Here is a 12,806-nt window from a genome sequence, read left to right on the forward strand (position 1 = left end):
CACCCTCTCTTAGAATTTACGCTTTCTTGCCGCTTCAGATTTCTTCTTACGTTTTACACTTGGTTTTTCATAAAACTCGCGCTTTCTTGCTTCAGCAAGTGTACCAGTTTTAGAAACCGATCTTTTAAAACGGCGAAGTGCATCCTCCAAAGACTCGTTTTTACGAACGACTGTTTTTGACATTCTCTTTCCCTCCCTCCGAAACATCACACTTACATACTAACTTCAGCATGCAAAAAGAAACACTTCTTCAGCATGTCTTTTACGATTATAATACATTTTATCACTTCAGGTCAACTATTTGACAGAATAAAAGAGGAATAGATGCTCTTCCTTTTTTAAAGCTATGCAAATAGCTATCATCCTTTTCCACTGAAAACAACTATATTTTTATCATTGCACCTTTTCAACACTTAACTTTTCCATGAAAAAAGAAAGCATGCAAACCGTTTCCGTTTGCATGCTTTTTTTACGCGCTCGCTGATTCTTTTTTCACATCATCTTCAATAACACGAACAAATTGCGCTTCGTTATATGGATAACCAGCTTTCGTAATTTTCACTTTCACTAGCTTACCAATTAATTCTTCTGACCCTTCAAAGACAATTTTCAAATAGTTATCTGTATAACCTACATATAACCCTTCACGATCGCCATCTTTAAATTGCTCTTCCGGGATAATTTCAAGTACTTCTCCTTCAAACTGTGAAGCATACTCTTTCGCTAATTGATTAGATAGTTCAATTAGACGGTGAACACGATCATTCTTCACATCTTCAGGAACTTGATCTTCCATACGCGCTGCAGGTGTTCCCGTACGTTTTGAATAAGGGAATACGTGTAACTCAGAGAAGCGATTCTCTTTAATGAAATTGTACGTTTCCATAAATTCTTCTTCTGTTTCACCTGGGAAGCCAACAATTACGTCTGATGTAATCGCAAGACCTGGTAACGCTTCTTTCAAACGATCTAAACGCTCTTGGAAAAATTCCATTGTATACTTACGACGCATACGTTTTAATACAGTATTAGATCCTGATTGCAACGGAATGTGCAAGTGGCGTACAACTACTTCAGATTTGTCTAACACTTCAATTACTTCATCTGAAATTTGACTCGCTTCAATAGAAGAAATACGAAGACGTTTTAATCCACCTACTTCTGCTTCCATATCACGAAGTAATCCAGCTAAGTTATAATCTTTAATATCTTCACCGTATCCACCTGTATGAATACCAGTTAATACGATTTCTTTATAGCCTGCATCCACTAATTGCTGCGCTTGTTTAATAACTTCTTTTCCATCACGAGAACGCATTAAACCACGCGCCCAAGGAATAATACAGAACGTACAGAAGTTATTACAACCTTCTTGTATTTTTAATGAAGCACGTGTACGATCCGTGAAATATGGTACATCAAGTTCTTCGTATACACGTGTTTTCATAATGTTACGGACAGCATTAATTGGTTGACGCTCTTTACGGAATTCTTCGATGTATCCTAACATCTTTTCACGATCTTGTGTACCAACTACAATATCTACACCTGGAATTGCCATAATTTCAGCTGGAGATGTTTGCGCATAACATCCCGTTACACAAATAACCGCATCTGGATTTTGACGCACAGCACGTCTAATTACTTGACGGCTTTTTTTATCTCCAGTATTTGTTACTGTACATGTATTAATAACATATACATCAGATTTCTTTTCATATTCAGTTCTTTCATAACCACCTTGTTTAAACAATTGCCAAATAGCTTCTGTTTCATAGTGGTTTACTTTACAACCTAACGTGTGGAACGCAACAGTTGACATTGATCATCACCCCATCAATTCAAAATGATAAGAAGCAGCACTTAACGCATAAAGCGGTGCCGTTTCCGTTCTTAAAATCCTTGGTCCTAAACTACATAGTACAAATTTATGTTCACGAAGCGCCGTAATCTCTTCCTCAGCTAAACCGCCTTCTGGGCCAAATACAATTAATAGCTTTTGACCTGGTTTCATTGTCGTTAAAGCTTTCGCAAAATTAGATTTCTCGCCTTGTTTTGCTTCTTCTTCATACGCAACAAGACAAACATCATACTCACCACTCATTGAAAGCAATTGCTTAAACGATGCTGGAGCATGTACTTCTGGAACTTCACTTCTATGCGATTGTTCCGCAGCTTCTTTCACAATTTTTCTTAAACGCTCAACTTTTTTATCAGCTTTTTTCGCATCCCATTTTACGATAGAGCGAGATGCTTGAAATGGTAAAAATGCGGCTGCCCCAAGCTCGGTTCCTTTTTGAAAAATTAACTCTAGCTTGTCTCCTTTTGGCAGTCCACTTGCAATCGTCACGAACACAGGAAGTTCACTTGATGCCTCTACCCATTCTACAATAGCTGTCTCAACAAATTCACTGGTAATTTCATCAATTGAACATACTGCTGTTTTTCCGTTTACACAGCAATAAATGTGATCACCAGCTGACATACGCATTACTCTCGCAATGTGATGTACATCATCACCTACAATGCGAATCTTTGCTTCACTTACATGTTTTTCTTCTACAAAATAACGTTGCATATAATCACCTTAGTAGAGTTTCGTTCCTTTCGTAAGTCAACACTTACGAAAAGAACGAAACGTTATCATTTTTCATATAACAAACGGCAAGTCCCTCACCTTATAGTGAGAGACTCCCCTTTTCATTATAAACTAAAATCTATATTACGCATTTCGTGCAATAATTGCTACCCAATCATCCATTCGTAATACTTCTTCAATTGTAAATCCAGCTTTTTCTAACGCCTCAGAAATTACTTTTTCTTTCGCTGCAATAATACCAGATGTAATGAATAATCCACCTGATTTTACAACTCGTGCTGCATCTTCAGGGAATAGAAGAATAATTTCTGCTAATAAATTCGCTACGATTAAATCAACAGGTCCTTCAATACCTTCTAAAAGACTATTTTGTCCAACAGATACGATATCATCTGTTTTATTTAAACGTACATTCATTTCCGCACTTTCCACTGCAACTGGATCTAAATCGTATGCTTGAACAGAAGACGCACCTAATTTTGCCGCTGCAATACTAAGTACACCTGAACCCGTCCCTACATCAATGACAGTATCACCTGATTGAACTGTTTTTTCTAAAGCACGAATACACATCGTTGTTGTTGGATGAGTTCCTGTACCAAACGCCATACCCGGGTCTAATTCAATGATTTTTTCATCCAGAGAAGATGGTGTGTATTCTTCCCATGTCGGTACGATTGTGAATGTATCAGAAATTTGTACTGGATGGTAATACTTTTTCCAAGCAGTAGCCCAATCTTCTTCATTGACTTCGTTAATGGTAATATTTCCAGTACCAATTTCAATGTCGTAAGATGGAAGCACATCAATAGATGATTTTACACCCGCAATCGTTTCCTGTAAAGAATCCGTTTGTGGGAAATATGCTTTTACTAATACACCCTCTGCCGGGTATTCATCTGGGTTCAATGCATAAATTTCACCATATTGTTGCTCGCGCTCTTTCGTCAACTCTGCTGGATCCTCAATTGCAACTCCACTAGCACCAGCTTCATGTAAAATATGAGAGACAGCTTCTACTGCTTCTTCTGTTGTATGAATACTAACTTCTGACCATTTCACAATTTACCAACTCCATTTTTTATTTCCATTATTCCCCTTTGAAAGCACGTTTAAGCTTTCCGAATAAACTATCATCCTGCTCTTCTTGCCCTGCAAATTCACGTAATAAATCTTTTTGATGTGAATTTAATTTTGTTGGTACAACAACACGAACGACTACATATTGATCTCCTTGACCGTATCCACGTACGTTTGGAGCACCTTTTCCTTTTAAGCGGAATTCTGTTCCTGTTTGTGTTCCTGCTGGAATTTTCAGCTTCACTTTCCCATGAACAGTAGGAACTTCTACTTCAGCACCAAGTGCCATTTGCGCAAATGTTAATGGCATTTCGCAAATAATATGATCACCTTCACGCTCGAAGAATTCATGATTTCTTACATGAACAACTACATATAAATCTCCTGCCGGTCCACCATTTACGCCCGCTTCACCTTTTCCAGATACACGAATTTGTTGGCCATTATCAATACCAGCTGGAATCTTAACGTTAATTTTTTTACGCTTACGTACTTTACCTGAACCGTGACATGTCGTACATTTTTCTTTAATCATTTGACCAGTTCCTGAACAATGACCACAAGCTTGACGGTTTACAATACGACCAAACGGTGTATTTTGTTCTACACTTACTTGACCTGATCCTGAACAATGTTTACATGTTTCTTTTGAAGTTCCTGGTTTTGCCCCGCTACCTTTACAAGTATCACATGGATCTTCTACTGGAATTTCAACGTTTAACTCTTTACCAAAAATAGCTTCTTCAAAGTCTAAAGTGACTTGATATTGTAAGTCAGCACCTTGGCGCGGAGCATTTGGATCACGACGTCTGCCGCCACCGCCGCCGCCAAAGAACGAACTAAAGATATCTTCAAAACCAAAGCCACCGCCGAAGTCTCCTCCGCCACCGAAGCCTTGATTTGCACCAGCATGACCAAATTGATCGTACTGCGCACGCTTTTGATCATCGCTCAACACTTCGTATGCCTCTTGTACTTCTTTAAACTTTTCAATTGCATTTTCTTCTTTACTTACGTCTGGATGGTATTTTTTAGCCAAACGACGATACGCTTTTTTAATTTCATCTTTTGAAGCACCCTGGCTAAGTCCAAGGACCTCATAATAGTCTCGTTTACTCATAAATTTGCAACCCCCGAATCTTTCACATAAACGTAATTTTAACACCGAAAGAAAGTGCTTTGCAACAAAGTTTCCTCACTTACAGTATGCAAGCTAAAAAACTTAAGATCCTCACACATTTCTCCTCATTTATGAAAAAAGCCAAAGCCAAGGCACGCTTGACTTTGACTTTTTGTCATCTTACTTATTATGTTTGTACTTAAATTACTTGTCTTCTTTTACTTCTTCAAATTCAGCGTCTACTACATTATCTTTTTTCGCGCCAGCGTCTTGTGCACCTTCTGCTTGCCCTGCAGCTGCTTGAGCTTGCTCGTATAATTTAACGCTTAATTGTTGTACGATTTCTTGTAAAGCATCTTTTTTCGCACGGATTTCATCAAGATCGTTTTTCTCAATTGCCGCTTGCAACGCTTCTTTCGCTTCTGTCGCTTTTGCAACCTCAGCCGCATCTACTTTACCTTCTAAATCTTTTACAACTTTATCTGTTTGGAATACAAGTTGGTCAGCTTCATTACGAAGTTCAACTTCTTCCTTACGTTTTTGGTCAGCGTCAGCATTTGCTTCTGCTTCTTGTACCATACGATCTACTTCTTCATCAGAAAGACCTGAAGATGATTGAATTGTAATAGCTTGCTCTTTGCTTGTTCCTAAGTCTTTTGCACGTACGTTAACGATACCGTTCGCATCAATATCGAATGTTACTTCGATTTGTGGAATACCACGTGGTGCTGGTGGAAGATCCGTTAATTGGAAACGACCTAATGTTTTGTTGTCAGCTGACATTGGACGCTCACCTTGTAGTACATGAATGTCTACTGCCGGTTGGTTATCAGCAGCTGTTGAGAATACTTGTGACTTACTTGTTGGAATTGTAGTGTTACGCTCGATTAATTTCGTGAACACACCACCCATAGTTTCAATACCTAAAGAAAGTGGAGTTACGTCTAATAATAGTACGCCTTCTACATCACCAGTAAGTACGCCACCTTGAACCGCAGCACCTAATGCTACAACTTCATCAGGGTTTACGCCTTTGTATGGCTCTTTACCAGTTTCACGTTTAATAGCTTCTTGAACAGCTGGGATACGAGTAGATCCACCAACAAGGATAACTTTATCTAATTCACTTGGAGCAAAGCCAGCGTCTTTTAATGCACGACGAGTCGGCTCTAATGTTCTTTCAACAAGACCTGCTGAAAGCTCTTCGAATTTTGCTCTTGTTAACGTTAATTCTAAGTGTAATGGGCCAGCAGCTCCAGCACTAATGAATGGTAATGAAATTTGTGTTTGTGTTACACCTGAAAGATCTTTTTTCGCTTTTTCAGCTGCATCTTTCAAACGTTGAAGTGCCATTTTATCTTGGCTTAAATCAATGTTATTTTCTTTTTTGAATTCAGCTACTAAGTGATCGATGATAACTTGGTCAAAGTCATCTCCACCAAGGCGGTTGTCACCAGCAGTTGAAATAACTTCGAATGTGCCGTCTGCTAACTCAAGGATAGATACGTCAAATGTACCGCCACCTAAGTCATATACTAAGATTTTTTGCTCTTCATCTTGTTTTTCTAAACCGTAAGCAAGTGCGGCTGCTGTTGGTTCGTTAATGATACGCTCAACTTCTAAACCAGCGATACGACCAGCATCTTTCGTTGCTTGACGCTCTGCATCGTTGAAGTATGCAGGTACTGTAATAACAGCTTTCGTTACTGTTTCACCTAAGTATGCTTCAGCAGAAGCTTTTAAGTTTTGTAAAATGATTGCAGAAATTTCTTGAGGTGTAAAATCTTTACCTTCAACTTCTACTTTGTAGTCTGTACCCATATGACGTTTAACAGACATGATTGTATTTGGGTTTGTAATTGCTTGGCGCTTCGCAACTTCCCCAACTTGACGCTCTTCATTTTTGAAAGCTACAACAGAAGGTGTTGTACGGTTTCCTTCTGGATTTGGGATCACCTTTGGTTCTCCACCTTCCATAACAGCTACACAAGAGTTTGTTGTACCTAAGTCAATACCGATAATTTTACTCATGGCGAATCCTCCTACTTTTATGTAAATTATTGATTTACTTTTACCATTGATGGGCGAATCACACGGTCTTTTAGTTTATAACCTTTTTGGAATTCTTCAACTACCGCGTTTGATTCAAATTCACTGTCTTCCACTTGCATAATAGCTTGGTGTTCATTCGGATCAAACTGTTTACCAACAGCTTCAATCGCTTCCACACCTTCTTTAGTCAACGCTTCTAGCAATTGACGATGCACCATTTCCATACCTTGTAACAAGGATTTCGTTTGCTCGTCAGTCGCTTCCACTTGCATCGCTCTTTCAAAATTATCAAGAGCTGGCAAAATATCTGAAACTAGACTTTGTGCTCTATATTTGTCAGCAGCCTGTTTATCCATTTGGACACGGCGCTTATAATTTTCAAAATCAGCTTGTAGACGTAATGTGCGGCCTTCCGTTTCCGTTAGTTTCGCTTGTAACTCATCTACTTTTTCTTGTAAAAGAGCAGCCTCACTTTTTTCTTCTACAGTTTTTTCACTGTTTTCTGGCGTGACAGCTTCTTCAACTTGCGCTTCTTTCACTTCTTCTACCACTTGTTCGTTACGCTCTTCCACAATTTTCACCTCCTTAAAAGGTATTAGGTATCATGCTTAGCATGATTACCTAATCATTATATATTACACACAGCAATGAAAATTTCATTACTTGAGCGAATGTATTACTCTCATTTACTTTTTAAGTCCGTCTGTAAACTGTCTTGTAAATAACTGCAGTAAACTAATTACACGAGAGTATTGCATTCTCGTCGGACCTAAAATTGCAATTGTTCCAAGTTGCTCTTCTCCAATCGAATACGTTGCAGAAATCAAACTGCAATCCTCCATTGCCGTAGAAGAATTTTCTCTACCAATTTTCACTTGAATTCCGACTTGTTTATGACGCAAAATGTCATAAAACGCAGCCTCATTATCAATCATCGTCAGCAAAGATCTTACTTTATGAATGTCATGGAACTCCGGTTGCGAAAGCATATTCGCTTTCCCTCCAAAGTATATCTTTTCCGATAACGGAACTTGAAATGTACCATCTAACATTTTTATCGCACTATCGTAATTATGAACATACCCACGTAAAACTGTAACAATCTCTTTAAAGATTTTATTATGAAGTTCTGCCATCGGTACACCAGATAGCTTTTCATTTAAAATGTTAACCATTTTTTCTAAATCTGATAAATCAACAGATTCCGGAACGGTAATCGTTTTACTTTGTACATGCCCTGTATCCGTTACAATAATAGCGACTGCTGTTTGACGATCAAGCGGCACAATTTGTACGTTTTTAAGTTTATTTGTGCTTAACTTAGGCCCTAGAACAATCGCCGTATAGCTCGTAAGCTCTGATAAAATTTGAGCAGATTGCTGTGCAACTTTTTCTGCTTCAAAAATTCTTTCAGCAAATAAATCTTTAATTTGTACAATTTCATCGTTCGGTAAGTTTTGCGGCGCTAAAAGATGGTCTACATAAAATCGGTATCCTTTCTCAGAAGGAACCCGTCCAGAAGAACTATGTGTTTTTTCAATAAAACCTAATTCTTCTAAATCAGCCATTTCATTTCGAATAGTAGCTGAACTAAATGTGATTTCTTCTTTTTTAGCCAACGTTCTAGACCCAACGGGCTGCGCTGATCCAATAAAGTCATCAATAATTGTTTGTAAAATTAAGAGCTGACGTTCCGTAAGCATCTCATCATCACCTCTGTTAGCACTCTTTGTCTTCGAGTGCTAAATCTATTAATAACTTACCAAAATTGACATTCAATTGTCAACGGAAACGTCACGAAATAATGAATTTTTTTCACGTTTATGAAACATTTAATTAGTCAATCAAAAATGACTGGAACACTTCATTCCCTAATAATTTCCCTTTTCGTGTTAAACGCACATATCCATCTCTTTCTTCAAGCAATCCTTGTTCTTGATTGCCTTGTAACTGCTTCGCGAAAACTTGATCCATCTCCATATTGAATTTCTTTTGGAATGCTATTTTAGAAACACCTTTTGTTTTTCGAAGTCCTAAAAACAACTCTTCTTCCATTTTTTCCTTCTCAGTCACTTCATGAACATCTAAATAAGGAAATCCTGTTTCATCAATTTTCGTAAAATACTGCTTGAGCGGTCCTACATTTTGAATACGTTCTCCATTTACATAACTATGCGCTCCAGCTCCAAATCCATAGTACTCTTCATTATTCCAGTATGTGAGATTATGTCTACTTTCATTATCACCTTTTGAGAAATTACTAATTTCATACTGGTTATAACCGTGTTTCTCCATTTCATCCATTACCATTTCATACATTTTCGCTTCATGGTCTTCACCCGGAAGACGCAATTTCCCTTTATTCATTAAGTTATAAAACACTGTTTTGGGTTCCACAATTAATGAATATGCCGAGAAATGTTGTACACCAAGCGTAAAAGCAATGTCTAATGTTTCCTTCACATCTTCTATTGTTTGTCCTGGCAAAGCATAAATAATATCTACATTAATATTTTTAAAGCCTACTTCTTGAGCTTCTCGAATCGCTAGGAATGCATCTTCCCTCGTATGCTTGCGCCCGATTTTCTCCAGCAGTTCATCACGGAACGTTTGCACACCAAAACTAATTCGATTCACTCCACCTTCTAGCAGTACATTCAACTTCTCTTTCGGCAGATCTCCTGGATTCGCTTCAAATGTCAATTCACAATTCGGAGCAAACGGACGCAAATGACGATTAATAATCTCGAGTAATTTTTTTGTCTGTTCCATATTTAATGCTGTCGGCGTTCCTCCACCAACAAAAATCGTTTTCATACTATCAAACGGTACTTTTTGAACCGTATTTATTATTTCTTTCTCTAAGTACTCTAAATATTGATCTACCGGTTGGCGTTCAATAAACACTTTATTAAAATCACAATAGTGACAAATATGCTGACAAAACGGAATATGAATATATGCAGCTTGTACCAAATATAACTCCTACCTTTCTAAAAAGAAAACCTCCGCACTCCGGAGGGTTCTCTACTTCTCTAACGTATTACGGATTTGTTCCATTCGCATTTTTCCCCAATCATACATCATTTCAACGATTGGTAAAAGTGACATGCCTAGTTCCGTCATATAATACTCAACACGAGGAGGAATTTCGGGATATACTGTTCGATCAACAATCCCATCTTCCATTAACTCTTTTAATTGGTTCGACAAAACTTTATGAGAAATGCTTGGGAATAACCGTTGTAATTCGCTAAAACGATGAGGCCCTTCCACACCAAGATGCCACAGTATCACAACTTTCCACTTTCCACTAATAATAGAAAGCGTCAATTCCTTTTCACAATTAAAATTACCATTTTGTAGTTTCTCTTGAATATCTTTTCGAATATTTTCGGACATTAATAATCTCCTAACTCTGTATGAACTAAAAAGCTCTCTCACTATTGTAAATGAGAGATACTAAGATGTCTAAAAAGTAATGATACAGAAAAAAAGAAGCCGCATAAACGACTCCTTCTTTATTTTATATTAGTTGTCATCCATTTTCAGTACAGCCATGAATGCCTCTTGCGGTACTTCTACAGAACCAACAGACTTCATACGTTTTTTACCTTCTTTTTGCTTATCAAGAAGTTTACGCTTACGAGAAATGTCACCACCGTAACATTTTGCAAGTACGTTTTTACGCATCGCCTTAATTGTAGAACGTGCTACAACCTTGTTTCCAATAGTAGCTTGAATTGGCACTTCGAACTGTTGTCTTGGAATCAATTCTTTTAATTTCTCTACGATTACTTTACCACGGTCATACGCTGAATCACGGTGCACAATGAATGATAAAGCATCCACTTGTTCATTATTTAAAAGAATATCCATTTTCACAAGTTTAGACGGTTTATAACCAATTAACTCGTAGTCAAATGATGCATATCCTTTCGTATTTGATTTCAATTGATCGAAGAAGTCATATACGATTTCTGATAACGGGATTTCATATGTTAATGTAACACGCGTTTCATCTAAATATTGCATATCAATAAACGTTCCACGTTTACCTTGGCAAATTTCCATTACAGCTCCAACATAGTCATTCGGAACCATAATTGAAGCTTTAACAAACGGCTCTTCTACACGATCGATAGACTGTGGATCTGGCATATTAGATGGATTATCAACAATAACATCTTCACCGTTTGTTAAATAAACTTTATAAATAACGCTTGGCGCTGTTGTAATTAAGTCAATCTTAAATTCACGTTCAATACGTTCTTGAATGATTTCCATGTGAAGTAAACCTAAGAATCCACAACGGAAACCAAATCCTAGCGCTTGAGATGTTTCTGGTTCAAACTCAAGAGCAGAATCGTTTAACTCTAATTTTTCTAACGCATCACGTAAATCGTTATAACGAGCAGAATCAATTGGATACAGCCCACAGAATACCATCGGGTTTAATTTACGGTAACCTGGTAACGCCTCTGCAGCCGGACGTTTCGCATGTGTAATCGTATCACCAACACGTGTATCACCTACGTTTTTAATAGATGCTGCTAAGAAACCTACATCACCTACAGTTAACTCATCACGCTGCGTTGTTTTCGGTGTAAATACACCTACTTCTGTTACTTCAAACTCTTTACCAGTTGCCATCATACGTACTTTATCGCCAACTTTTACCGTTCCGTTTACAACACGGATATATGCAATTACACCACGATATGGATCATATAAGGAATCGAAAATCATACATTGTAACGGCTCTTCTGAATCACCCGTCGGAGCTGGTACTTTTTCAACGATTTGTTCTAAAATGTCCTCAATACCAATGCCTGCTTTTGCCGAAGCAAGTACAGCTTCCGATGCATCTAAACCAATTACATCCTCTACCTCTTGACGTACGCGTTCTGGATCCGCACTTGGTAAATCGATTTTATTAATAACTGGTAAGATTTCTAAATTATTATCAAGCGCTAAATATACGTTTGCTAATGTTTGCGCCTCAATCCCTTGCGCTGCATCAACAACAAGAATTGCACCTTCACAAGCCGCTAAACTACGAGATACTTCGTACGTAAAATCGACGTGTCCTGGCGTATCGATCAAGTGAAGAATATACTCTTCACCGTCTTTCGCTTTATACGTTAATTGTACTGCATTTAATTTAATTGTAATACCGCGCTCACGCTCTAAATCCATAGAGTCAAGCAACTGAGCTTTCATTTCGCGCTGTGTTAACGCGTTTGTTTTCTCCAAAATACGGTCTGCCAACGTTGATTTCCCGTGGTCAATGTGAGCAATGATGGAGAAGTTACGAATTTTGGACTGTCTTTTTGCTCTTTCTTCTTTATTCATCTATGTTCTCAACTCCTAATAGTCTCGCCAATATACACTAGCACTGATTATATCAATAGAGCAGCAAAGATTCAATGAAAACTCGTGCTGCTTACAAGACAAATCATTCTATCTATATCTTATGCGAACAAACCATAAGAGACAAACCTTTTTCAAATTAAAAAACGGCTGTCGTACAAAACGATAAGACAACCGTTCTTCCTGCTACTCTTAGCTAAAAATCTCTTTCACTTTCCCAACAACTATATCCGTTCCAAACTTTGTTATTTCATAAGCAACACTTGCTATCGCCATACCAATTCCTTCTACGACATTAAAACTTCTTAAACTTTCTAATTGTTTTTGTTTCTCAATAGTTGAAAACGAACTTCCCAAAATTTCTGATTCAGCACTCGCACCCTCTGTCCCTGTCATATGAGCTATTTGTTCATACGACAGCTGCTGATAACCTTTCATACTTTTCAAACCATGATTAGCAAGCGCAACTCCTGCTATCATCATAAGTAAACATAAAACTGCACTACATATACACAGAAGTGCAAAACGACTTAAACTATCATCGTCTCTCCCCCTCAATGTGTATATGCTCCTGTATTATCT

Annotated in this window: 12 protein-coding genes; all 12 read right to left on the minus strand. The window is 37.8% G+C overall.

What is annotated here, in order from left to right; all coding sequences use genetic code 11:
- Positions 1-9: 9 nt before the first annotated feature.
- Positions 10-183 (minus strand): 30S ribosomal protein S21, encoded by a 174-nt coding sequence (rpsU, locus tag JDS92_RS12015; RefSeq protein ID WP_000048061.1) that lies wholly within the window; start codon positions 181-183, stop codon positions 10-12.
- A gap of 286 nt (positions 184-469) precedes the next feature.
- Positions 470-1,822, minus strand: a complete 1,353-nt coding sequence (mtaB, locus tag JDS92_RS12020) for a tRNA (N(6)-L-threonylcarbamoyladenosine(37)-C(2))-methylthiotransferase MtaB (RefSeq protein ID WP_000108698.1) — start codon at positions 1,820-1,822, stop codon at positions 470-472.
- 6 nt (positions 1,823-1,828) lie between these two features.
- Positions 1,829-2,578, minus strand: a complete 750-nt coding sequence (locus JDS92_RS12025) for a 16S rRNA (uracil(1498)-N(3))-methyltransferase (RefSeq protein WP_001190139.1) — start codon at positions 2,576-2,578, stop codon at positions 1,829-1,831.
- 144 nt (positions 2,579-2,722) lie between these two features.
- Complete coding sequence (gene prmA / locus JDS92_RS12030; RefSeq protein WP_000872123.1) at positions 2,723-3,661, minus strand: 50S ribosomal protein L11 methyltransferase; 939 nt, start codon at positions 3,659-3,661, stop codon at positions 2,723-2,725.
- A 28-nt stretch (positions 3,662-3,689) separates the two neighbouring features.
- Positions 3,690-4,799 (minus strand): chaperone protein DnaJ, encoded by a 1,110-nt coding sequence (gene dnaJ, locus JDS92_RS12035; RefSeq protein ID WP_000043955.1) that lies wholly within the window; start codon positions 4,797-4,799, stop codon positions 3,690-3,692.
- Positions 4,800-5,003: 204 nt separating this feature from the next.
- Entirely contained in the window at positions 5,004-6,830 is a 1,827-nt protein-coding gene (dnaK, locus tag JDS92_RS12040; protein ID WP_199631972.1) for a chaperone protein DnaK, read from the minus strand.
- 26 nt (positions 6,831-6,856) lie between these two features.
- Entirely contained in the window at positions 6,857-7,423 is a 567-nt protein-coding gene (gene grpE / locus JDS92_RS12045) for a nucleotide exchange factor GrpE (RefSeq protein WP_000392715.1), read from the minus strand.
- A gap of 114 nt (positions 7,424-7,537) precedes the next feature.
- Entirely contained in the window at positions 7,538-8,554 is a 1,017-nt protein-coding gene (gene hrcA, locus JDS92_RS12050; protein ID WP_000954961.1) for a heat-inducible transcriptional repressor HrcA, read from the minus strand.
- 133 nt (positions 8,555-8,687) lie between these two features.
- Positions 8,688-9,827 (minus strand): radical SAM family heme chaperone HemW, encoded by a 1,140-nt coding sequence (gene hemW / locus JDS92_RS12055; RefSeq protein ID WP_097958097.1) that lies wholly within the window; start codon positions 9,825-9,827, stop codon positions 8,688-8,690.
- A 51-nt stretch (positions 9,828-9,878) separates the two neighbouring features.
- Positions 9,879-10,253, minus strand: a complete 375-nt coding sequence (locus JDS92_RS12060) for a winged helix-turn-helix transcriptional regulator (protein ID WP_001293547.1) — start codon at positions 10,251-10,253, stop codon at positions 9,879-9,881.
- A gap of 129 nt (positions 10,254-10,382) precedes the next feature.
- Positions 10,383-12,206 (minus strand): elongation factor 4, encoded by a 1,824-nt coding sequence (gene lepA / locus JDS92_RS12065; protein ID WP_001030961.1) that lies wholly within the window; start codon positions 12,204-12,206, stop codon positions 10,383-10,385.
- A 210-nt stretch (positions 12,207-12,416) separates the two neighbouring features.
- Positions 12,417-12,782 (minus strand): YqxA family protein, encoded by a 366-nt coding sequence (locus tag JDS92_RS12070; RefSeq protein WP_001214892.1) that lies wholly within the window; start codon positions 12,780-12,782, stop codon positions 12,417-12,419.
- Between the last annotated feature and the right edge of the window lie 24 nt (positions 12,783-12,806).

The organism is Bacillus cereus group sp. N12 (genome assembly GCF_016483575.1).
Lineage (GTDB): Bacteria > Bacillota > Bacilli > Bacillales > Bacillaceae_G > Bacillus_A > Bacillus_A toyonensis.